This is a genomic window from Nostoc sp., from assembly GCF_036917415.1.
Taxonomy (GTDB): domain Bacteria; phylum Cyanobacteriota; class Cyanobacteriia; order Cyanobacteriales; family Nostocaceae; genus Nostoc.
In genome coordinates this window covers 56,649-79,210 of record NZ_JBALDJ010000126.1, presented here as the reverse complement: position 1 = coordinate 79,210, position 22,562 = coordinate 56,649, and the positions used below count along the sequence as shown (strand labels likewise).

Sequence of the window (22,562 nt, the reverse complement as noted above, 5' to 3'; positions counted from 1 at the left end):
AATTCGTAAACAGTTAATTCAATTTGACTGTCTTCGCAGTGCTATGGAAGATGTTCTTGGTACAGCGTCCTAACCAGCCTGGCGGCTGCTATATCAGAAAATCAAACACCAAGGGGAAACTTGCAACTAGGTCAATCCCAGTGATTGATTAATCGCGTCTGTACCTTAGGAGTTAGGAGTTGTGAGACTATTGACTAATGACTAATGACTAATTAGATGAAACGTATTTTTTTTATACCTGTATTTTTCTGCTTAAGTTTATTGACTGGGTGTTTTGGCTACCCTCGCATTTTGAGTTATCCCTTTGATCCGGGAGGTCGGAGTCTCAATAGTTTAGCGTCGGAGTTAGACCCGCAAATTTCTGGAAGATATATTGTTTTTATTACTGACCGACGCGGTAGCCAAGATGTTTATATGTTTGATACAGTAACTCGTGATTTGGTTGATTTGCCAGGTTTAAATTCCTTTGATGCGATCGCAAATCATCCTAGCGTTTCACAAGATGGTCGTTATATTGTGTTTGCTGCTAGCCGTCAGGGGCGATCGGCTATTTTTCTCTACGACCGAGAAACACGCCAATCGCGGAATTTGACTAATAACCTGCAAGCGGAAGTCCGTAACCCGACAATTAGCGCTGATGGTAGCAGGATTGCTTTTGAGTCTAGTAACAATGGTCAGTGGGATGTTTTAGTATATGACCGTTACGGACAACCGTTGAATATACCTCAAGAACCGCGTTGAAGAATGGGGATTGGGGATTGGGGACTAGGGACTGGGGACTGGGGACTGGGAAAGAATTCTTTTAATCTCTAATCTCTAATCCGTAATCCCTATTCCCTATTCCCTGTTCCCTTCTACTTGTTGTACAGATTCAATGAGCGATCGCACTTGTTTTGTACCCTCAGAAGGTTCAAATGATAGGGGAAACTTACCGCGGAGGATCATCCGCAAACCAAGGGGTGCAAGACTGAGTAATCCTTTTAAATCCTGAAAATAATTACCGACTACTTGTAAACCAAATTGGCGTTCATCAATCCAACCACCTTCTTTAACTAAATCTACCAATACTTTCCGGTGACGAATTGAGCGACTATCGCTAGCTTGTTTGTGAGTGAGAATTTCTTGTTTAACTTTGGTGATTTGTTCTAATGGTGCAACTTCCATTGGACAAACAGAATCGCAGTACAAACAACGGGTGCAACCCCATACGCCTTTAGTACCTTCGTTATAGCTTGCTAAACGATTTTCGGTATCACTATCGCGGGAGTCTGCTACCATTCGGTAAGCTTTGGCAAGGGCATGGGGGCCAACAAAGTCTGGATTAACTTCACGAGCGTTGCATTCAGAGTAACAAGCACCGCACATAATACAGTTACCAGTTTGATCGAGGCGCGATCGCTCTTGTGGTGTTTGCAAAAACTCTCTTTCTGGTACTTGTCGTGCTGCCGTACTCACATAAGGGGCAACTGCCTCTAGATTATTCCAAAAGCTGCTCATATCTACAACCAAATCTTTAATCACGGGCATATTGCCAAGAGGTGCGATCGTGATTTCACCAATAGGATTTACTTTACTTTCGGATAATGGTATTTGTTGTAATCTGGCAAGTTCACTCCCAACATTTTCTTTACAAGCTAAAGCCGAACGCCCATTAATTCGCATAGCACAACTACCACAAATAGTATTGCGGCAATTTTTGCGAAACGCTAAAGTTCCATCTTGCTCCCACTTAATATGATTGAGGCAATCCAAGATTGTATTACCTGGTTCGGCCTCCACAAGGTAGGTTTGCATAACAGGGGAGGAATTTTGTTGCTGTCGAATGACCTTAAAAATAACTTCCATAACTACTAACCAAAATTTTAAAATTGCTTCACCAGCCTCAACAATCATGAGTTAAAGCAGGTAGTTGCGAAAAGTGAGTTATACTTTTTCGCCCCTAATTCAAACTCTAGTGTTAATAGGCTGACGATTAAAGGGCGACTGACTTCTAGTTTAAGGATAACCATTAAAATTTTACTTGTAGTAGCGTTGTAGGCAAGATTTTTGTCAAATTCTGAGTTAAAACGCCAAAAATGTAATCGCAGCTTTGCATTGAATTTACCTGTTTGGGAATGTAAAGGAAAGAGAGTTTGCTTGAAAAGTAACTTATGTTGATCTTTGACCTAGCGATCGTATACAAATGAAATGCATATGAGGTTAGCAACACGTCTCGATGTCAACTTGAGTCAAGCAGTCCTGACAGTAAAATTACGTCAAGTGGTAGCGAAGGCGGAATTTTTTGATTATATAGAAGTGTGAAAGCCCATGTTTAATATATAGTAGTGGCAATCAAGTACTAGGCAGATGTTAAGAGATTTGTTCTTCCCATAGACAGACGTGTAAAATCCTCTGGCCGCTTTTGAGCTGAAGATAATAAACCAAGGAAAAATCCTCACCACTTTCAAAGAAAAGTTAGAGCACCGCGAAACCCGGAGGTGCGAGACTTTTCGCTTTTTGGCTTGCTCTCAATCAAGAAAATATGGGATTAAACTCATTGGTCAAAACTGCTCGTCTCAATTATATAAATTTTTATAAAAGCCAGATAGCAATCCTCGCGCTTGCAATAATAAAGGGTTAAGAAAATCGCCATTGCTTTTTTCTTCTTTAAGTCCAGGAATTTAAATAAAAATTTACCAGCAACTTTAATTCAAAATTAAACAACTATTTTGCTATTATTAGTCCATGCTAGTATTTAATATAAAATTACGAAGTAGCAAAACCAGAATCAATAGCCGTATCAGCGCGGTTAATACTGCTTTGTTGATTCGTAATGTAGAGACAAAAAAATTCGCGTCTCTACTGGCAGGACAAAAGGGTGTATCCTCGTAGGACTCTATTGAAATACTATGTTGTCCTAAGCTTGAGAGGACGAGTGGAGAAAACTCTACTTGCTCATTGGCAAGAAAGGCAAGCACTGAAAGTGAAAAACCTGCAATTTTTTGGGTCTACGACTTATTTGCAGTAGAACCTAACCCCATTTGTAATGGTGGCTGAAAGTTACACCGCTACAGTAGCGCTAAAGAAGAAAATAGTTTTCTTTCTGATGGCGAATAATGGTTAAAAGTGCCGTAACATCACCAAAATTAATGTCTGTGGCAACTATGGCCTCTAGTTGGTTGTGAACAACCATATATAGAAGTGCTTTTGGCTCCTATCGGCAGGAATTTACCCGTTACACTAGGGTCTTCAGTAGCTCTATGCAAATGCTAAAAAATTAAATGCTGGCATGAGACTACATCGTTTATCAGTTTGGAGAGAGTAAGGAAAATTTGAGCATAATGACTGAAACTGCAACCGCGCCATTAACTGGAAAAGCACTACTTGCTAAAGTAAAAGAACTTTCCACATTACCACGCCGAGAAAGAGCTAAACAGTGCGGCTATTACACTGTTACTAAGAATAACCAAGTTCGTGTCAACCTCACCGATTTTTATGACGCTTTGCTATCTGCTAGGGGAATTCCTCTAAGTCCAGAAGCACCTAAAGATGGTCGTGGTCGCGAACCGACATATCGGGTTAGTGTCCATCAAAATGGTCAGATTGTAATTGGTGCTACATATACCAAAGCAATGGGCTTGAAGGCTGGAGATGAGTTTGAAATTAGGCTGGGATACAAACATATTCACCTGATTCAACTAGGTGAAAGCGATAAAAAACTAACCTCACAAGATATAGATTCTGACGAATCAGACGAAGATTTGGAAGACGAAGAGTAAATTTGCTAATGGTAGGGATAAGTTTCAGGTGATGATAACTTGTCCTTACCCCGACAGCAAATTGGTAGCCAGATAAAAAATACGATTAGATCCCTTGCAGAATTCACCAAATTTAGTAGAGTCTTGATTAATCAGCAAGAAATCTATAATGCAAGAAGTCTATCGTGTTTTTTTTGTTTATTTTGATAACTTTCTTTGAGTCTTCGGTCAACGTCTTACTGGCGTTTAGAGAAAATGCACCGCCACTAGTTATAGTGACGGCATTTTTTGTTTGCTGGATAGTTTGCTGGTTGCCAGTAGCAACAGTATCAGCAATATTGCTTAATTGGCAACCTTCTAAACCTTTACAGCCAGAGCAAAAAATGCCGTTATTGGTGTCACTTTACCTATTAGCTCCCCTGATTCTCTGGGGAGTTGTTTGGTTGACTAATAAATCTTTTTCAGATTACGGCTTTGTTGGCAATCTTTCAACTCTTGGTTTTTTAGCACTAGGTTTTAGTTTGGGAGTGCTGAGTCTAGCCATCGTATTTAGTGGGCAATTCGGATTGGGTTGGTGTTCTTTTGAAAAGTCGAATTTCAAATTAGTATTACCCATCTTGCTACCGATTTTCTTGATAGCGTTGTTAGTCGGTGGGATAGAAGAGTTAGTTTTTCGCGGTTTCCTGTTCACAGAATTAGCGCAGGATTATCCAGTTTGGGTAGCAGCAGCAATTTCTAGTTTGATTTTTGCCTTGTTACACTTGGTTTGGGAGCAACGCGAAACTGCACCCCAACTTCCTGGATTATGGCTGATGGGAATGGTGCTGGTGCTAGCACGCTTTGTCTCTAGCGGGAATTTGGGTTTAGCTTGGGGATTGCACGCGGGATGGGTATGGGCGATCGCTACCATAGATACAGCAGAACTAATTACTTACACAGGTAAAGTCTCTGACTGGTTCACAGGTAAGAACAAAAAACCCCTAGCTGGCTTGGCAGGAATTATTTGTGTATTGGGAACTGGAGTAATTATCTGGTTCTTCTCTAGGTAATGTGTAAGTCCTGGTAAAATTTGGTTGCTGTAATTCCTTACAACCAAAGAAGTATCAGAAAATGAAAAAAATAACCAAAACCCTTGTAACTACCTTGGCGTTTTATCTATCCTTTAGTGGAGTCGCACAGGCTCGTAGCATTACTAGCATCAGTCCGCCTACGGGCCCAGGTCAGGGCGATGTACTGTGCACACAGGTTCAAACCCCTGTCAATACTCCATTTCCTAATAACGACAACAGCACAGCTGCGAGTCAGAATCAAATTCTCAACTTCCCTGGCTTATCTTGTACCCCCAAAACTTTTCAAGCCATAGCGCCGATTGATACTCAATTGTTTGTTGAACCTTCAGGAGGAACAACAGAGTATTTCTTTACTGAAACAGCTGTAAATAATACTAACTCTACTTGGAACGGTTTTAATTTTAAGATTGGCCTTGGAGTTAATGACAACTTCGGGCCGCCTGAGTTAATTCTTGTCCCCACTGGCACTGTAATTCCAGATTTTGACTTCAACGGTTCAAGCTCTGACCCTCAGCCTACCTCATCTAAGTTCACACAACTGCTTCAAGATGGCTCTTTCAATATTGAATGGTCTGGGGGATCTGTCGCACCTGGTGAATCCGTGGATTTCACTTTTTCTGTTGATGTTGGCGATAATTTAAACGCAAACAATTCTTCTGGTTCCTTCACAATTCGTGAGCTTCCTATTGCTGAGTCTATTCCTGAACCCGCTTTCACAAGTGGTTTTCTCGCTCTATTAGGCGTACTAGGCTCAAGTTTAGCTCTCAAACACAAAAATAAAATGAATCAAGGGTAGTCTTGCAAAACCTGCAATTTGAGATATATGTATATAGTGCATTAGGCAAATCTAGCGCACTATATTATATATAACTTCACTCAAAACTACTCAGACCTTTTCATTCTGTCGATTTCTCGTTGTAATTCTTCAATTTGACGGCGTAAAATTTCTGTTTCATTTGCAGAAGATTCTGCTGCAACATTTACCGATCCAGAAGCAGGCGATCGCTGATAATTTCCTCGGCGAATTTGCTGATATTCTTCGGATACTGCCCACGACCGTAAATAATGTAAGCGTTCAACAGGGAAAGGATGACTCAACATCATACCCTGATCGCCATTGTAGAGCAAGAATTTATATATCTGATTTAGTCCATCCTCATCCAATGCCTGATAATTTTCTGACTGCTTAATAAACTCTTGTAAACTACACTCATTGGCATATTTGTTACTACCGCCAGAAAGTTTCATCATCGTTGACATCACTGGATTCAAATCATCCATCACTAGTAGTGCAGCGCGATCTGACGATAACTCGGCTTTGCGCCGCCACTCAAAAAAGGCGTAAATCAAGCCTTGTGTGACAATATTACCGATGCCAAAGGTCAATTCTCCCAAAGCAGAAGCAGCACTCATCGCCCACATCGCCATTTGAATTAAAATAGTATGACCACATTTAATATGCCCCAGTTCATGGGCTAGCACCACCCGAATCTCGGCTTCGTCTAGTAAGTCTAGTATCCCTGTATTTATGACTATGTAAGGATTCTCTTGCCCCAGCGCATAGCTATTTGCTTGGGGATTTTGCGAGACAAACAGTGTTGGTTCTGGGTAAATGTCCAAATCTCGGACGCATTCCCGAAACATTTGGTAAATAGTGGAATATTGACGCGGCCCGACTTGGATGGTGTTACCCATTAGATAGACTAATTGAGGGCGTTCGTAGATAAATTCCACAAATTTACGAGCGATTAAATCAAATCCTGGTAAATTTCGTAAAGCTTGCTCGGCTTGACGATCTAGTGGATGCCTAAAGGCTTCGCTGGAAATTCCGGTGTAAGTTGGCATAATTTAGGGTATTGGGTGATTGGTCATTGGTCATTAGTTTTGGATCAATGGCAAAGGACAAATGACAAAGGACAAATGACAAGATAATAGAAATGGGGCAATTGGAAGTAAAAATCACTTTGTATGGAATTGAAAGCGTGTGATTGAGGCAGAAGTTCATTTGTCACTACATAACTTTTTGCGATCGCAAGCGGGGTTCCCTTCCTGGCCCCATCATTTGACGATGGCACGGTTGGTAGCACGCGCCTTGCGCCTGGGACGTAGCGCCCTAATTCAAGTAGGGGCGGTTTGTGGCTATCAAGGGCGGTATCGTACTAGTTTCGTAGCATCAGCCCTGATGTGGCATGGCCCTGTAATTATTGTTGCTCAAGAAACAGTGCAGCAACTTCTGCTGCGGGTAGAAATTCCCCGCCTACAGCAGTGGCTACCAACCAATAAATCGATTAGAACAGGTGATGCTTGGCCTGATGCTGAGTTCCAAGGGCTACTGTTGACCTCCCCAGAAGCTTGGTTAAAAGGACAATTGGCTGGTGGCTCACGCTTTCCCCAAGGCATCCCCACAATTATTGATGGGGTAGACGATCTCGAAGATTGGGTGCGTCATCAACTTACTCAAGATATTCAACCCGATGATTGGGATCAACTGATGCTGGCTTGTCCAAACCAAGCTGAGGCAATTCGCGAAGCACGGATACAACTAACACACGAACTTTTTCAGCATCCTGCGAATCCATATCAGTGCTATCTAATTTCCCAGCCAGAAATAGAAATTTTGAGTCGCCTGTATTTGGCTTTAGATCGAGCCAACCTTCCAGATAGGTGGAAAAATTTTTGGCAACAATTTCAAACCCTTGATGAAAATCTTTCCCCCCCTGCTTCCCCTGCCTCCCCTCCTCTCTTCTGGGCGACTATTGCCCATCGACAAGGTTTATTTTCTTTGCACTACGCCCCAATGGAATTAGGGGAAATACTCTCGCCTATTTGGCAGCGACAACCAGTAGTTTTAATTGGTAGCGCTATCGAACCGGAAACTGAGGCTCCCCTTTTTCGCCAGCGCCTGGGTTTGGACGATTTAACTTGCCTGAAATTCTCCTCAGAGAGTCAAGCAGAAGCAATTCAACTGTATGTACCCTATAAGTTGCCCCTACCCAACACACCAGAATTTCAAGCAGCATTTATTCACAAAGTCCGCACACTAGTTTGTCTAAGTGCGACAGCGCCAGGGTTGACAGTTGTCTTGGTGGGAGATGTACCACTCAAGTCTCAAGTGGCGACAATTCTGGCCTCAGAGTTTGGTTCGCGAGTGCAAGTAGAAAAAACTTGTTTAGATGAAAATGGTATTTTGATTAGCGGTTGGGAATTTTGGCGAGAACATCAACGAGTCTTGCCCGCACCCCATCTGTTAATCATTGCTACTTTGCCCCTACCATCTTTAGAAAATCCCTTGGTAGCTGGTAGGGTAGCTCTTTATAAGCGATCGCATCAAGATTGGTTCCGTTTATACTTGTTGCCAGCAGCTTTAAATGAATTACAGCGGGCGATCGCTCCAGTACGAGAAAGTCAAGGGATTGTAGCTTTACTTGATAGTCGTGTCGTTAACCGTAGCTACGGCGCTCAAATTCTCGCAGCTTTAAGTCCTCTAGCACGCATTAACTATCTCGATCCCAGCCTGTTTTCCAATACCGATGAGGAAAATTCTGCTTAAAATTCAGTTACCAGTGACGCCACTTGCTCCACTTGGGGAGACCCCTTGGCGCTAGCCTCTCCCTTTGGGAGAAGACTGCAGTGGCTCCCCAATGCCCAATTTAAATTTTGTCAACCAAAGCGCGATCGCAAAGAAGCAAGCACTATTATCAGCTTATGGAAGGTGATGCGATTCATCGCCTCTCTGTAGGCATGATTACTGGCTAAATAAATTTAGAACCTAAGTAGAATTTGAGTTGCTGATTATGGGTGAAGCAAAACGTCGTAAAACCACACTAGGGGAAACATACGGTCAAGAGACTCGGATCTTGTCTTGGATTCCGATCACAAAAACTCAAGGCGAACAATTTGTCACTTGGACTACTCGTGGTGCTTGGATAGGCATTGGTCTTATGGTTGTAGGATGGGCAACAATCCGTTTTATCGGCCCAGCTTTCGGTTGGTGGCAAGTAGTTTATTAATTCTTAATTCATAATTTAATTAGTTGGATATCTAGACTTCAACTAATTCAAGACCACAAAAAAGACGGCGTTGCTGAATCAAGGGATGATTATTGTAGGTTAGGTGTTTCGCCCGCCCTGAAATACAAGGGACGAGCAAGATGCCCATCCCACAAAACTAGCAAAATCATCCCTCAAATATGCAACGCCAAAAAGACAATGAGGCGCAAGTGTTTCGCCAATAATTACGAATTACCTTAGCGCAATGGTAGCGAGTTTGCGTATTCTATGGGAAAGCAAGTTAGGCACAGCCTCTTGTAGAAGGCATTATGACGAATTATGAATTAGTTAACTAAGTTATTAATAAAAAATAATTACTCACTTTGGATAGATAATCGAAATATATTATATATGCATTAAATTTGGCAAAACCAAACTAAGATAAGAATCCTTCTAAATTGCCGTGCTTTAGTTCGTACAACTTTTTGAAAATAATCTGAAAATATCTGGAAATATTGCCTAAATGGCAACATTGCTCTGCTGAGTTTAGGTATTGTCAGTGTTAAGTTTTCCCATTGTGGATTCTACACTCACACTTGTCTACTAACTACGTTAGTTTAGTATAAACTATTGCATTCATTCTATAGCAATTACTTAATCTATAATTTGCACTGTCATAGGACTTACGCACAGGTCACGGAAAACGAACCACAGAGGCCGCAGAGGTCACGGAGAAAGGAGAGTTTGAGAGGGTTTTTGCGTAAGTCCTATGTCATTTGCTTAACTTTATATATATAGGAGGAATGAATTTGGTATAACTAATCATTTGTCTGTACCAAAATCTACGTTAGAAAGAAAACAGATTAAACATCTAAGCAAGAGACACTATAACGATGCAAAACTACATTATGGCATTTAATAACAGTGTATTTGACTGCACATAGGCAATAAAAACCAAATATGTAGCTTTTCTGTAGTTGACTAGTGGTAGATTTAAGTTACTCTTAAAGCGGATCGCTTACTCTAAGAATCTACCCTGACAGAAGTGTATAAAGATATAGTTAAATTTAGCAATTCTGTCCGAGATTTTGAATTTGCAAACTGAATAGTTTGATACAGCCCTCAAAATCTCGATCCACTACCCTAAACAAGGTAGTCAATTAATGACTCAATATCATTTGTCTGGTAATTGTAATGAATAGTTTACAATACCAATGGGTGAGAAAATCTAAAGAAAATATAAAAGAAACTCAAATTACTGTGGTGTCTGGAGGACAAAAGTGTTTCTGAGACTAGCACATCAACATCGACAATTCGTCCAAGACTTAGTAATGAACCTGCAAGCCTTGGCGATTGTATTAGAGCGGCGTGGGTATCCTGCATCCTGCTATACCTGTGGCGACCAAATGAATAGTGCATCGTTTATGGTTAGCTTGGGTGATAACCACCTGATTCGATTTTTAGTGTCCGATTACGGCATTACTTGGACGGAAATGCGGGATGACCGCGAATTAATGAAGCTAGAGGGTGCGGAGGCAATTAGCCAGTTAGACGAACTGGCCGATCTTGTCAAGCAATCTATGCAAAGTGATACAAGCTCTAAAACTCTTGCCAAGAAGTATTAAGGTTTCAGAGGTCGATGGCAAATTAGAAATTGATTATCGGTAACTGTTAATCGGTAAAAGTGGCTTAGTTAGCGATCGCTCTTACCTATTTCTCCATTACCATTAAGTGATTGGCTATGCCTGGCCCATCGCATATTTTTTGTATCTGCCAAAATCTCACAAGTCGGATTTTCAGCTTCTAGATAGAAGGTGTTAAAACACATCAAAGTCAGAGGTTGGCTAGTTGATGTCAGATGCGATCCATCTAAAGTCCATTGCCAATTAAAATAAAGGGTGCCCAATAGTACGGATGACTAAAGTCATTAACTGCTGCTACGGGTGCATTATGACTTATTTCCTTCCAGTTTCCAGTAATTAATGAGACTTGAGCTTGGCGTAAAGCTTCAGTTTTAGTCAGCTTTTCAGTAGAGAGTATACCATAAAAAGCACTCATAAGTGCTTGCGTACCACCATCATCTACAGACCACAAAGAGGCGATCGCGGCTCTAGCGCCAGTTTGTTGCATCTGATAGCCAAAGCCCAAAATTTCCTCACCGTTACCTAACTTACCTCCTAAGCCAGTTTCACAGGCGCTCAACACTACCAAATCTACATTCGGGAGTGACCAAGTGGCGACATTTCTAAAATTAACGCGATCGCCATTTCCGAATAAAATAAACGAATCTTCTGGTTTCCCCACCAAAAAGGCTGCATGAGTCGCTAAATGGACAATTGTATAATCATCCATTTGGGGTACAGCGACTTTAGGGGTAAAGGCATCGTCTAAAAGCTTCGTAGTTTCAGGAACCGCAGCTGCTAGACTTTCCACTTCCCGCGTTGCAAAGGGTAAGCCAGCGAAAGCAACCTGTCGATTACCAACTTTGATTTGATAATTACCTTTAGTAAAAGCACCGACTAAAACCCGCAAAGTCGATTGTTTTGGGGTGTTTAAGTTAGTCAAACTGGCAGATGTAATGTGATTCACATTGAAGCGCTGCACCAACCATTGTTTGCCATCATATAAAGCAGTTAAAGGAATGTAGCGTAACCGATCGTCTGGAGCATAAATCAGAGTTTGCGTACCTGATAGCTTCAGGTCTTTCTCTATCGGTTTAATTAGCCAGTCATACAATTGGCGTGCAGGTGCTTTGATATTTCGACTGGGATTGATTAAAGCTTGGCGGAAAGCATCAATTGTTTGATAAAGGTTTTCGCGTTTTACAGCAACGGTGCGATGAATTGGTGGGGATTCAGGAGTTACCAAGACCAATTCCAAACTATCTTTTAAAATCAGTGGGTAGAGTAATGCCGATTTTTGAGGTAATCGCGCCAAATTATCTCGAAGTTCGTTGAGACTCTCCAAATCCAAATTTTGCCGCCTAGCTGTACGGCTAATTTGCTCTACTTGTGTTTTCACTGAAGGACTATTGATAAATTCGTTAAATCCATCTAGAAGTTGCTGTTGATTTAAGACTAGTTGTTCGATGCGTTGTTTCTGTTCGAGCGATCGCTCTTTGGGGGAAATTTTCCGTAGTGTTGTCAGTTCTTTACCCAGCACAACAGCATTATCCAGAGTTTGCTCTAACTTTTGTTTTATTGGTTTTTCTGTTGCCGCTATATTAATACCTTTGACAGTACGTTGATTACCTGGCACAGTCTGGAGATATTCCTCTAGTTCTTCAACTTTGAGTAAATCCATCGTTTTTTGTGCCTCAGCAACACGTTCCTGTTTCAGCAATCGTTCACCCAAAATACGATATGTCTGGCTAACAGTTATGCTGTAAGCATCTGGTTGTGCTGCACTCAGTGCAGATGGATTCAAGCGAGCTTTCTCACGATTAATCAAGCAATGCTTGTAGAAAAAAATTGCTAACTCTGGCTTGTTTTGGATATCGAATAAGTAACCTATGTTACTGTAGGTTTTGCCAAGTTGAACCAGATCCCCAAGTTCTTTGTTAATTAATAAGGCTTGCTGATAGGATTGAAGTGCTTCAGAATACTTTTTTTGACTTTGGTAGATTCTGCCGATGTTGTTGAATGTTACCGCTTCCCAAGAGCGCTCTCCAAGTTCTCTGCTAATGGCTAATGCTTGCTGTAATTTCTGCAACCCTTCTTTCGATTGACCTTGCCGAGATTCTTCGATAGCTTCTTTGTTAAGCCTTGCAATTTCTAAGAGTTGATTATTCTTGAGTAAAGCTTGAGCTTTTTCTCCAGAGTCGTACCTCAACCTTGCATTTGTGTTTACTCGGTTATTGTCTGGATACACCATTCCAAAACCTAGTAAGCTAAGTAGAGATAAAGTAACAACACTCATATGCCGGAGATTAGGCTGCATAACAAAACACTCCCTATGCTCGGAAGGTAAATATTAAATCAATAAGTCCGGCAACGCAATTAATTTTTATGCTATTCAATAATTTGGAAAATTTATAGGTACTGAGAAATTTGAAGATGTCAGAAAAAAAACCCAGTCAACCAAAACTACCACCAACCAGCGCCCTTGACAATCCATCAAGTCACGAGTTTGGGAATTGGTTTGAATATCCTGTCAGAGTGCAACCCCACCACACTGACTATGCCGGTCTTGTCTGGCACGGTTCCTATCTAGCTTGGATGGAAGAAGCGCGGATTGAATGCTTGCGATCTATAGGGATTGAATTTGCTGATTTAGTCGCTATAGGCTGTGATTTACCAGTTGTAGAACTGTCGGTGCGCTATCACCGATCAATTCAATTGGGTATGGCAGTGGTGGTAAAAACGCGCATGGCTGAAGTAACTGGTGTCCGCATCAATTGGGATTATGTCATTGTCTCAACTGATGGACAACAATTGTACGTCACTGCCAAGGTGACTTTAGTCGCTTTAGATCGCGAAAGAGGGAAGATTATGCGTCAGTTGCCGGCGAATTTTAAAGATGCATTGGCTAAGATTTCAGCATTTAATAATAATTAACCAGTCAAATTTAAAAATTTTTTCATTTCATATCTTATACTTCACTTTTGATTAGCAAAGGTGAAGTAGAGATTTTTACTTGCCACTCTGCATCTGTGATAGAGTTTGAGTAAACTGCATGATATGATGCCAAATATCTTGTGGGGTAATGCCAAAACTAATGTTTAATAAAATAAGAATTGCGGCAATAGTTAATGCATAACTCACGGTTGCTTTCAACAACTTCCACAATATTATGAAGACTATCCAAGCTACAATCAACGTAGCAATCATAATATATAAATTCCTTAATAATAGCCGTTATCTGAAAAAGTGTTTATTCAGAAAAGGTAAACTTTTATCTGAGCAACAATTACAAGTGCTAAAGCTTTTAAACCTAATTATTAGTAGATACTACAGCTAAAATTTTTTGTGTAACTGTGCCAATGCGATCTTACCTGAAAATCAGATAAAAATTCCGATAAGAGGCAAGTTATTTGGCAATTTGGCAATAAATAGCCACGGTACGCATTTGTGATGTTGGGGAAGTGCGATGTCTGACGACAAGCCTTACGGCTACGCATTTATTGGGATTTGTGGCAGTGCACTGCCTTGAGGTAGCTTTTCTTGCAATAATTATCGCAGCTGGATTTAACCGTTAGCCTTCAGCCTAATGCTGAAGGCTAAACAAGAATTGGTCAAGAGCCAGAAAATCTGCCTTTTGGGTATCTGCAATTAAAGGTTTTTATCGCAGAGAAATTATCTGCGAGTGAGTTTCTAACTTTTCAGTCACTGTTAAAACTTCTTGTCTTGCCCATTTATCTGCTGCCAAAATGTCATCTAAAGAGGGATTTGCACGGTTATCATTTTGATGGCGATCGCACACCCATTCGATACATCGGGGAATATCTAAAAACCGAATTTTTTCATCTAAAAATAAAGCTACAGCTTGCTCATTTGCAGCATTCAACACCGCTGGCATTGAACCACCAGCTTTACCCACAGCATAAGCCAACTGCATACAAGGATACTTTTGGTGATCTGGTTCACTGAAGGTTAAATTTCCAGCTTTGACTAAATCTAGTCGTTCCCAGTTGGTATAGATGCGATCGGGCCAAGATAAGGCATACAGTAAAGGTAAGCGCATATCTGGCCAACCGAGTTGGGCTAAAACTGAAGTATCTTGCAGTTCAATCAGCGAGTGAATAATGCTTTGGGGATGAATGACAATTTCGATATCGTCATAATCCAAGCCAAACAGAAAGTGAGCCTCAATTACTTCCAGTCCTTTATTCATCAAAGTAGCAGAGTCTACTGTGATTTTCCGTCCCATCGACCAATTAGGATGCTTGAGAGCGTCAGCAACGGTTACATCTGCTAACTTTTCTACATCCCAATCGCGGAAAGCTCCACCAGATGCAGTGAGCAAAATTTTCCGTAAGCCATCCTTGGGCACACCTTGAAGGCATTGAAAGATTGCAGAATGTTCGGAATCGGCAGGGAGTAATTTTACACCATGTTTTTCGACTAGGGGTAGAACCACAGGGCCCCCGGCAATCAGAGTTTCTTTGTTTGCTAAGGCAATATCTTTACCAGCTTCAATCGCTGCGATCGTCGGTAGCAAACCAGCACAACCAACGATCCCAGTGACAACGGTTTGGGAATCGCCATAGCGAGCGACTTCTATCACTCCGGCATCACCTGCCAGTAGAATCGGTTGAGGATCGAGGTCAATGATAGCTTCTTTGAGTGCTGGCAATTTATCTTCTGAGCAAATTGCTGCTATTTCTGGTCGAAACTGCCGAATTTGGGCAGCCAACATTTCGACATTGTTACCAGCTGCCAATCCCACAATCCGAAACTGATCTGAGTAGTGAGTGACAATATCTAAAGTCTGAGTACCAATAGAACCAGTGGAACCAACGAGAGTAATCGCTTTCACAATTGCTTAAGGATTTACAGACAACTCTCACTATAAATTGCTTAGGACTCTTTAATCACAGCAATCACCATAATCGATACACTGATGCAAAGAAGCAAGTACACGGAGAAGTTTCCCCGTGTCCTTGTCCCTGCAACAGTTCCAATCCGTTAATTTCAACTCGATAGACTGTTAGCTGCAAGTAGGTAAACATAATTAAATGTAAGATAAAACTTTTGTTCGTAGTGAGTGATTTATCGCTCTATGTAAGATACTCAAGGAGTAAAGCCGCTTACTCCAAGCTTTAATTTAATCAAGCCCTTCTACTTAAAGTACTAAAGTTGCTCATTATTCATATATAGCGATTCTCATTTGAATGAGGTACACGGATCGGGGACTACAGCGAGCTGTGCGCTCCTATGTGGATCATTTTTCTTTCTGTACCTTACCCATCTGGTTACTGCTGTAACTAGACAAAAATTGTCTTTATTAATACTATATTTTAAAGATAAATTCCGAGAAAATTGGCAAAAGTGACCAAATAGGAAATAATTTCAATTAATCGCTAATCTGTCCAGTTTGTTAATTATGTTGGTGGAGGATTTAATATGCAAAATATTACTCATAAATTGCTGTGTTACAGCCATAGGTAAAAGGATGCACAAAGGAGTTTGTTGAAGCACTCAACCCTATGGTCAAAGTTCAGATAGTTATAAAAAAAGTTTTATGGAAAAATGATTTCCTGTTTCCAGCAGCAATATGGCTTGGCAGTCGAATATTTATCTGGACAGCTATGTTGCTGGTTGCGCCAAAACTACCGTTACCAGCAGAGGAATTTTTGCCGCGTTTTAGCTGGGGTGTTTTTGATGCCTGGGATAGTATCCATTACCGAGCGATCGCAACTTCTGGTTATGAATTTGTGAATGACGGCAAGCAACATAATCTGGCCTTCTTTCCTCTATTTCCCTTAAGCATCTGGGTTTTGATGAAGTTGGGCTTACCGTTTGAATTGGCAGGCACATTAATTAACAACTTGGCATTTTTTGCAGCACTTTACTGTTTGTACTTTTGGGTCAAGGATCGTTATGGCATCAATGCAGCGCACTGGGTAACTGCTGTGCTTTCTTTGTATCCAGCTTCGATGTTTACGGGAGTGATTTACACAGAGGGGCTGTATTTGTTTTTGAGTACGGCGACTTTGCGGGCGTTCGAGCAAAAGCAGTATGCCTGGACTGCCCTTTGGGGCGCGATGGCGACAGCAACACGTCCTACAGGTATGGCACTAATTCCAGCATTAGCGATCGCAGCCTGGAAAGAACGCCGACCACCAGTTGCCTATATAGCTAGTTTCACTACTGCTATTGGCATACTTCTATTCAGTTTGTATTGTGCGATTTATTTTGGCGACCCTTTAGCTTTTATCAAAGCACAACGAGGATGGCGACCTTCCCTTGGGTTTGATTGGCAAGGTTGGTTAAATATGTTCATGCAAATTGTCGTTGGCAGTAAAAATTGGCAATTTGGCTGGGTTCAAAACTCCTCTGGTGGGATTCAAGATCCCTGGTATCTCCTGTTATTTGGCGTGATTGTTGCCAGTGGCTATCTTTTATGGCATTTCCGTCAACGTTTTAGTTCTGTAAAATTATTTTATGGCTTTTATGGTTTAGTCTTATTTTTGTTGATTCTGGCAAGCGAACAGTGGATCAATAACTTGCTCAACTTGTTCATGGTGTTGGGTGGTGGCTATGTGTTGTGGCGCTTACACAGGCAACTGACCCCAGTTACAGTGATTTATGGCTTTTGTGGTATTGGTTTACTGTTAGCCTCTGGAGGCACTATCTCTTTAAGCCGTCTCGCCTACGGTATTGTGCCTTTAAACATAGCAATTGGTGTGCTGCTATCTCGCTATCCTCGTCAAGGATATTTAATATTGGGCGCTTTTGTGACATTACTAGCCAAAATAGCCGTAGGATTTGCTCAAGAGCATTGGGTTGGTTAGAGAGTTCAATCCATTATTGCTAAGAAATTGAATTTAAATTTCCTAATGAATGTATCCAATCAAACGAAGATAGCGATCGCTTCATTATTTCTAGGTGTAGGTGCCATATCTTTTGGCTCTATTTTTATGAAATTGAGCGAAATTGAACTCAGCCCCTGTGCCACTGTATTTAATCGCTTTTGGCTTGCTAGTGCGATCTTCTTCCTTTGGCATGGATACAAGGCAATATGGCAGCGATTTTCTGGAGATAAACCTGTAGAACAGCAGCCCTACACCAGCCAGGATCTTTTGCTATTGCTAGGTGCTGGTATTCTTTGGGCTGCCACTTTAGTTTTGTTGGCTTGGTCGCTGACTCAAACTAGCGTTGCAATTTCTAGTGTGTTGCATAATCTCGCTCCCATATTTACTAGCTTAGGGGTGTGGCTGTTATTTCGTCAGGGTTTTGAGAACCAATTCCTGATTGGGATGGTCATCGCCCTTGGGGGAGCGATCGCGATTGAATTTGAGGAGTTGCAAATTGCTACAGATGAGGTTCAAGGAAGCTTGGCTGCGATCGTTTCGGCAATTTTCTTGAGTGCATACCTGCTGATCGTAGAAAAATTACGAACCAAATTTTCTCCGGCGACAATTCAGTTGTGGATCTGTGCGATCGCGGCTTTAGCGATCTTCCCTATACTTTTGTTTACTCAAGATCAGCTTTTTCCTTCTACAGTCAGTGGGTGGCTTTGGGTAATTTTCTTGGCGCTGATTTGCCAAGTTTTAGGTCATGGGCTTTTGACCTATAGCCTTGCCAAGTTTTCCTCTGTGGTTGTCTCCTTGGTACATCTATTAGAGCCAGTATTTAGCGGCATTTTCGCTCTGGTAATTTTTTCGGAAAGATTAACTTTCTCAAATTGGGTAGGTTTCGCTGTAGTTTTAATGGGTTTATACTTAGCCGTATCTAGCCAAGAGGCTGTTAATTTGCCATTCCAAGAATCAGTCAAAAATATAATTAACACTTTCTTTCAAAGTATGACGATCAAATTGTCATTACTAAAGCAACAATTCTCCGAAACACCAGCTTTATTAGGAACTGTCTCATTATTGTTTGCCTTAATTCCCATATCTTTAGCACCATCTCTGACCAAATTGTCTCAACAAGAAATTGGTGCAAATGCTGTAGTATTTCATCGCAGTTGGATTGCGACAGTTGTCTTTGGACTGTGGAATGGACTTGAGGCTTTCCGCTACCAACAGTCTATTGAAGGAGGTAGGGGGCAGGGGGCAGGGGGCAGGGGGCAGGGGGCAGGAGGCAGGGGGCAGGAGGCAGATGCAGAGGGCAATATTACTGATAACCAATCCATAGAACAGAAGCCTTTTACAAGTCAAGAAGTGTGGCTATTATTGGCAATGGGAACCTCTGCTGGAACCTACCTTCTATTGTGGGCTTGGTCGCTGAGTCAAACTAGTGTTGCCAACGTGGCTTTACTGTCTAATTTGAACTCCTTATTTGTTGCTTTGGCTGGGTATCTGTTATTTGGTCGGCGTTTCGATAACAGATTTGTGATTGGTCTGGTCATCGCTTTGGGAGGAGCGATCGCATTTGAACTCAATAAGGTGCAATTTGCAACCGATCAAATACTAGGTGATGCATTAGCATTGCTAACTGCGGTTTTCATGGCTACGTGTATGCTGCTAATAGAAAGACTCCGAACTAGATTTAGCACTGCAACTATCATGCTGTGGCGCTGTGGAGTGACAACAATGTTTCTACTACCCGTCCTCCCATTCCTCGAAGATAGACTATTGCCCTATTCCTGGATGGGTTGGTTTTTCATCATTTTCCAAGCTCTCTTCTGCCAAGTGTTGGGTCAGGGACTTTTAGCTTATAGCCTCAGCAGAATCTCTTCAGGCGTTGTCGCCGTCACGCTTCTTTTAGAACCAGTCCTAGCTTCCATTTTTGCTTGGTTCATTTTTTCAGAGCAAGTAGGTTTGTTTGACTGGGCCACTTTTGCCGTAGTTTTAGCGGGTATCTATCTAGCCCAATCTAGTCAATCGATTGTTCAAGTAACAAACGAAGGATAGTAGCAGTAGGACAGCTAGTTAACAAAGATAAGCTGTTCCACATTTAACTTGTATAAGTAGTGTGAGAATATTGCCCAAACTACAAAATATTGATGAAATTTATATCAGCGCAGGTGGGGTATTTTTGTACCCGATAAACTTAAAATCTGCTGTAGTATTTGGACACAGCCAACGAGACTGATACAATTTATGACGAAAGCTTCCGACAAAACATTATTAAAATTAGTGAAATCTCCATTTAATAGGTTCTTAAACTCTCTGCCATTCCCGGTTCCTGGATACTTGCCTATTGGAATTATATTAGCAGTGGTAATTCGATTGCTTTGTGTTCCAAATAAATCGGTGGATTACAAGTTTTTTTTAGCACGTTGGTATGATTTCATTGCATCTCATGGTGGATTTAGCGCTCTTAAATATAGTTTTGCTGACTATACGCCGCCTTACCTATATTGGATTTTAATTGCTGCCACCCTGCTTTCTGGATTGCCAAAAATTTTCGCAATTAAGCTTTTTGCGATGACTGTTGATTTTCTTTGTGGTTTTTTAACTTACAAAATTGTTCGACTAAAATACCCAGAGGGTAATAAACCAATCTTTGCTTTTTTGGCAGTTATTTTAAGTCCGACTGTTATATATAACAGTGCCCTCTGGGGTCAATGTGACAGCATCTATACAACAGGGATGATTGCCTGTGTTTACTTTTTATCTATTCAAAAAGAAATTCCTGCCTTACTCAGTTTTGGTGTGGCACTTTCTTTTAAGTTACAAGCAATGTTTTTAGCACCTTTATTATTAATTTTTTTGGTCAAAAAGAGAGTTAATTGGTATTATTTACCATTAATTCCAGCGGTATATATAATTTTAGTTTTGCCATCATGGTTGATGGGAAGACCGATACAAGAATTGCTGTTAGTATACTTTAACCAAGCTAATAAATATAAACAATTGGCTAAAGGTGCGCCTAATCTTTATCAATGGATTCCTAACAATTTTTATAATATTGTTGTCCCGATAGGTTTAACATTAACTGTATCTGCAATATTTTTATTAGCATACATTGTTTATAAAAGTAAGCTAAAAATTACTCAGGACAGACTGATACACCTAGCCACTATCTCAGTTTTGTTTATGCCATATATCCTGCCCAAAATGCACGAAAGATATTTTTATCCTGCGGATATTATTTCGATTATCTTTGCCTTTTACTTTCCTCGATATTTTTGGGTAGCTATAGTTGTGCAAATGGCATCATTTTTCAGCTATTTGGGAACTCCTATATTTATCAAGCTATTTTCAATACCTTTAGGTTTTGCTCTGTGGTTTGTTGTGCGAAAGTGCGATCTGATTTATCCAAAGCTAAATTTTAGAGAGTATGTACCTAAAGGATAAATTAATTAAGATGAAAAAACTAAAATATCATATAGCAGTCCTAAATCATTTGTGAAAATAAATTAACCGCAGAGGCGCAGAGAACGCAGAGAGAGGAATCGGAGATTTTTATGACTCATTTAGGATTGCTATATATATTTAACTTATAGTGAAACAAGTGTAAATCCTTTAGTCGCTCCGATAATTTTACTACCAGTTAAATTGATTTGCTGTAAAGCTCCATTCTCTAACAGCAAATAAGATTTATTAGATAACATTTGTTGTAAAGTTGGCACATTTGCAGGAGTTACCTTACAATCGCAGTAAAAGTCTAAACTGGGACGCCCATAAGCAAATGAAGTATAAATTTGTGTTCCTGGTGAAACATTTGCCCGAATTAATTCTGCTACTGGTTTAACTGGAAAAGCTTCCTTTAATTCCCAAATCCATGATTGGGAACTCATCAACAGTGCTAAAACTAAGTACATCCCAGAAAATAACATTGGAATAAAGTTGCGATCGCGTTGGCTAATTAACCAGACTACTGCACTCATACTTATTGCCAAAACAATGCTCATGACTATTAAAATAGGCTCTTTCTTTGCAAGAATAAAGTAAACACAACCTCCGAAGCCAGCAATAGCAATAATAGCCAGAAATATTGTCAAACTTCGCACTTTAAAAAAACCGTACTGCCAAATTTCGCTAAGTTTAGCACCAATTGCTAAAGCTAAAAATGGATATACAGGCATAACATACCACGGGAGTTTAGTTCTCATTAAAGAGATACTTCCTAAATAAATAATTGTGCCGATTATAATTAAATGACCCCAGGAAGTATGACGTTTTTTCCAAGCTAGATAAAAACCTGACGGTAAAAATAATAGCCAAGGAAAACTATACTTAATTAACTCAATTAAATAGTACCAGGGTGGCCCACTATGACCTTCAACAGATTGTGTAAGGCGCTCAAAGGTTTGTGTTTGAAAATTCACTTGGAAGAAAGTTTCACCATAATGTTGCCATTGAGCAGCAAACCAAGCGATCGCTGGTGCATTTCCTAAAAATATTCCCACTAATAAATAGGGGCTTGTTAACAAAGCAAACTGCCGATCTGCAATCAGGAATAAACAAGCGATCGCCCCTAGTGGCAAAACTATCATCCCTTTAGTTAGCACGATCAACCCTAGACAAAATCCCACACCTAGAGCATACCGACGATTCTGACGTGCTTTTAGCAAACAAAACAATAACAGCAAGAAAAAGGTAATAGTTGTACCATCTAGCATTGCTAGCCTTCCATGACGCACCACAGGCAACATCGTCAGGTAAACTAAAGCGCCAAACAAAGCTGGTAAACTTTGGTTAAAAAGCAGACATCCCACCAAGTAAAGCAAAGGCACTCCCAAGGCAGTTAACACTGCACCTGGTAGACGCGTTGTCCACTCATTCACGCCTCCGATCGAATAAGTCCAAGCAATTAACAAGTGCATCAGAGGTGGCTTATTATGATAAGGTTCTCCTCCCAAGGTGGGGTAAAGCCAATGCATTGAACCGAGTGGGGCACGCCAAATTTCACGGGCAACCTGTGCCACAGTACCTTCATCCCAATCTCGTAAAGGGGAGTTTCCCAAAAATATCAGCCATAGAAATAGAGATATTACCAGTAGGCTAAATAACCATTCTTTTTCTCGGAATAAACGCATATCTAAAATCGGGATAATCATCTCAAACCTCCAAGATATCTCCACGAAAGCTTGCTTTTTCTGGCATCATAGCAGCTTGTTAAACCAGTCTTATGCTACAGCGAAGTGTTGAACGGTCTTTGCTGAAATAAATACTTTGACATGATTTCATAATTTCTGAATAACAAATACAA

18 protein-coding genes are annotated in these 22,562 nt (G+C 40.8%); 11 read left to right on the top strand and 7 right to left on the bottom strand.

All coding sequences use genetic code 11. From position 1 onward, the window contains the following. Window positions 1-216: 216 nt before the first annotated feature. Window positions 217-741 (top strand): TolB family protein, encoded by a 525-nt coding sequence (locus V7K41_RS31355; RefSeq protein WP_334854405.1) that lies wholly within the window; start codon window positions 217-219, stop codon window positions 739-741. A 96-nt stretch (window positions 742-837) separates the two neighbouring features. Here V7K41_RS31355 and V7K41_RS31350 read toward each other — a convergent pair whose 3' ends face one another. Beyond that, complete coding sequence (locus V7K41_RS31350; RefSeq protein WP_334854408.1) at window positions 838-1,845, bottom strand: succinate dehydrogenase/fumarate reductase iron-sulfur subunit; 1,008 nt, start codon at window positions 1,843-1,845, stop codon at window positions 838-840. Between the two features lie 1,475 nt (window positions 1,846-3,320). Between V7K41_RS31350 and V7K41_RS31345 the strand changes: the two genes are divergently transcribed. The 3 genes from V7K41_RS31345 to V7K41_RS31335 all read left to right on the top strand — a co-directional run bounded on the left by V7K41_RS31345 (window position 3,321) and on the right by V7K41_RS31335 (window position 5,603). Further along, on the top strand, window positions 3,321-3,758 hold the full coding sequence (locus tag V7K41_RS31345; RefSeq protein WP_094350106.1) for an AbrB family transcriptional regulator: 438 nt from the start codon (window positions 3,321-3,323) through the stop codon (window positions 3,756-3,758). A gap of 164 nt (window positions 3,759-3,922) precedes the next feature. After that, window positions 3,923-4,786 (top strand): CPBP family intramembrane glutamic endopeptidase, encoded by an 864-nt coding sequence (locus tag V7K41_RS31340; RefSeq protein WP_334854404.1) that lies wholly within the window; start codon window positions 3,923-3,925, stop codon window positions 4,784-4,786. 61 nt (window positions 4,787-4,847) lie between these two features. Beyond that, window positions 4,848-5,603: a PEP-CTERM sorting domain-containing protein gene (locus V7K41_RS31335; RefSeq protein WP_334854403.1), complete on the top strand. Its 756-nt coding sequence runs from the start codon at window positions 4,848-4,850 to the stop codon at window positions 5,601-5,603. 86 nt (window positions 5,604-5,689) lie between these two features. Here V7K41_RS31335 and V7K41_RS31330 read toward each other — a convergent pair whose 3' ends face one another. Continuing rightward, the gene (locus tag V7K41_RS31330; RefSeq protein ID WP_334854402.1) at window positions 5,690-6,652 is read right to left on the bottom strand and encodes a M48 family metallopeptidase; all 963 of its coding nucleotides are present in this window, start codon (window positions 6,650-6,652) and stop codon (window positions 5,690-5,692) included. A 139-nt stretch (window positions 6,653-6,791) separates the two neighbouring features. Here V7K41_RS31330 and V7K41_RS31325 point away from each other — a divergent pair, with 139 nt between their 5' ends. From V7K41_RS31325 to V7K41_RS31315, 3 genes are all read left to right on the top strand, one after another. Continuing rightward, window positions 6,792-8,357: an ATP-dependent DNA helicase gene (locus tag V7K41_RS31325; RefSeq protein ID WP_334854401.1), complete on the top strand. Its 1,566-nt coding sequence runs from the start codon at window positions 6,792-6,794 to the stop codon at window positions 8,355-8,357. Window positions 8,358-8,601: 244 nt separating this feature from the next. After that, window positions 8,602-8,817 (top strand): DUF2839 domain-containing protein, encoded by a 216-nt coding sequence (locus V7K41_RS31320; RefSeq protein ID WP_334854400.1) that lies wholly within the window; start codon window positions 8,602-8,604, stop codon window positions 8,815-8,817. A 1,259-nt stretch (window positions 8,818-10,076) separates the two neighbouring features. After that, window positions 10,077-10,421: a DUF1815 family protein gene (locus tag V7K41_RS31315; protein ID WP_292862319.1), complete on the top strand. Its 345-nt coding sequence runs from the start codon at window positions 10,077-10,079 to the stop codon at window positions 10,419-10,421. Window positions 10,422-10,489: 68 nt separating this feature from the next. Here the strand turns inward: V7K41_RS31315 and V7K41_RS31310 are convergent, their stop codons facing one another. Together V7K41_RS31310 and V7K41_RS31305 are read right to left on the bottom strand one after the other, a co-directional pair. Continuing rightward, window positions 10,490-10,702 carry a hypothetical protein gene (locus tag V7K41_RS31310; protein WP_334854399.1) on the bottom strand — a complete coding sequence of 71 codons (213 nt, stop codon included), beginning with the start codon at window positions 10,700-10,702 and terminating at the stop codon, window positions 10,490-10,492. Further along, complete coding sequence (locus V7K41_RS31305; RefSeq protein WP_334854398.1) at window positions 10,666-12,735, bottom strand: CHAT domain-containing protein; 2,070 nt, start codon at window positions 12,733-12,735, stop codon at window positions 10,666-10,668. The genes V7K41_RS31310 and V7K41_RS31305 overlap by 37 nt, the downstream gene beginning before the upstream one ends. A gap of 116 nt (window positions 12,736-12,851) precedes the next feature. Here V7K41_RS31305 and V7K41_RS31300 point away from each other — a divergent pair, with 116 nt between their 5' ends. Then, entirely contained in the window at window positions 12,852-13,352 is a 501-nt protein-coding gene (locus V7K41_RS31300; protein WP_334854397.1) for an acyl-CoA thioesterase, read from the top strand. 75 nt (window positions 13,353-13,427) lie between these two features. Here V7K41_RS31300 and V7K41_RS31295 read toward each other — a convergent pair whose 3' ends face one another. Together V7K41_RS31295 and dxr are read right to left on the bottom strand one after the other, a co-directional pair. Beyond that, complete coding sequence (locus V7K41_RS31295; protein WP_334854396.1) at window positions 13,428-13,625, bottom strand: hypothetical protein; 198 nt, start codon at window positions 13,623-13,625, stop codon at window positions 13,428-13,430. Between the two features lie 451 nt (window positions 13,626-14,076). Next, the gene (gene dxr, locus V7K41_RS31290) at window positions 14,077-15,273 is read right to left on the bottom strand and encodes a 1-deoxy-D-xylulose-5-phosphate reductoisomerase (protein WP_334854395.1); all 1,197 of its coding nucleotides are present in this window, start codon (window positions 15,271-15,273) and stop codon (window positions 14,077-14,079) included. Window positions 15,274-15,943: 670 nt separating this feature from the next. Here dxr and V7K41_RS31285 point away from each other — a divergent pair. The 3 genes from V7K41_RS31285 (at window position 15,944) to V7K41_RS31275 (ending at window position 20,704) form a co-directional block, all read left to right on the top strand. Next, window positions 15,944-17,251: a mannosyltransferase family protein gene (locus tag V7K41_RS31285; protein ID WP_334854394.1), complete on the top strand. Its 1,308-nt coding sequence runs from the start codon at window positions 15,944-15,946 to the stop codon at window positions 17,249-17,251. Between the two features lie 45 nt (window positions 17,252-17,296). Continuing rightward, a complete protein-coding gene (locus tag V7K41_RS31280) occupies window positions 17,297-19,315 on the top strand; it encodes a DMT family transporter (protein ID WP_334854393.1) in 2,019 nt (672 codons plus the stop codon). 189 nt (window positions 19,316-19,504) lie between these two features. Then, on the top strand, window positions 19,505-20,704 hold the full coding sequence (locus V7K41_RS31275; protein ID WP_334854392.1) for a hypothetical protein: 1,200 nt from the start codon (window positions 19,505-19,507) through the stop codon (window positions 20,702-20,704). A 143-nt stretch (window positions 20,705-20,847) separates the two neighbouring features. On the opposite strand, the gene V7K41_RS31270 is transcribed toward V7K41_RS31275, so the two are convergent. Then, complete coding sequence (locus tag V7K41_RS31270) at window positions 20,848-22,389, bottom strand: ArnT family glycosyltransferase (protein ID WP_334854407.1); 1,542 nt, start codon at window positions 22,387-22,389, stop codon at window positions 20,848-20,850. Window positions 22,390-22,562: the final 173 nt, after the last annotated feature.

What these genes read in the sequence shown, in the direction of transcription:
- V7K41_RS31300 (WP_334854397.1), top strand. Translation starts at nt 12,852, where the DNA reads ATGTCAGAAAAAAAACCCAGTCAACCAAAACTACCACCAACCAGCGCC.
- V7K41_RS31330 (WP_334854402.1), bottom strand. Translation starts at nt 6,652, where the DNA reads ATGCCAACTTACACCGGAATTTCCAGCGAAGCCTTTAGGCATCCACTA.
- V7K41_RS31355 (WP_334854405.1), top strand. Translation starts at nt 217, where the DNA reads ATGAAACGTATTTTTTTTATACCTGTATTTTTCTGCTTAAGTTTATTG.
- V7K41_RS31280 (WP_334854393.1), top strand. Translation starts at nt 17,297, where the DNA reads ATGAATGTATCCAATCAAACGAAGATAGCGATCGCTTCATTATTTCTA.
- V7K41_RS31350 (WP_334854408.1), bottom strand. Translation starts at nt 1,845, where the DNA reads ATGGAAGTTATTTTTAAGGTCATTCGACAGCAACAAAATTCCTCCCCT.
- V7K41_RS31305 (WP_334854398.1), bottom strand. Translation starts at nt 12,735, where the DNA reads ATGCAGCCTAATCTCCGGCATATGAGTGTTGTTACTTTATCTCTACTT.
- V7K41_RS31345 (WP_094350106.1), top strand. Translation starts at nt 3,321, where the DNA reads ATGACTGAAACTGCAACCGCGCCATTAACTGGAAAAGCACTACTTGCT.
- V7K41_RS31295 (WP_334854396.1), bottom strand. Translation starts at nt 13,625, where the DNA reads ATGATTGCTACGTTGATTGTAGCTTGGATAGTCTTCATAATATTGTGG.
- V7K41_RS31270 (WP_334854407.1), bottom strand. Translation starts at nt 22,389, where the DNA reads ATGCGTTTATTCCGAGAAAAAGAATGGTTATTTAGCCTACTGGTAATA.
- V7K41_RS31285 (WP_334854394.1), top strand. Translation starts at nt 15,944, where the DNA reads ATGGTCAAAGTTCAGATAGTTATAAAAAAAGTTTTATGGAAAAATGAT.
- V7K41_RS31335 (WP_334854403.1), top strand. Translation starts at nt 4,848, where the DNA reads ATGAAAAAAATAACCAAAACCCTTGTAACTACCTTGGCGTTTTATCTA.
- V7K41_RS31275 (WP_334854392.1), top strand. Translation starts at nt 19,505, where the DNA reads ATGACGAAAGCTTCCGACAAAACATTATTAAAATTAGTGAAATCTCCA.
- V7K41_RS31320 (WP_334854400.1), top strand. Translation starts at nt 8,602, where the DNA reads ATGGGTGAAGCAAAACGTCGTAAAACCACACTAGGGGAAACATACGGT.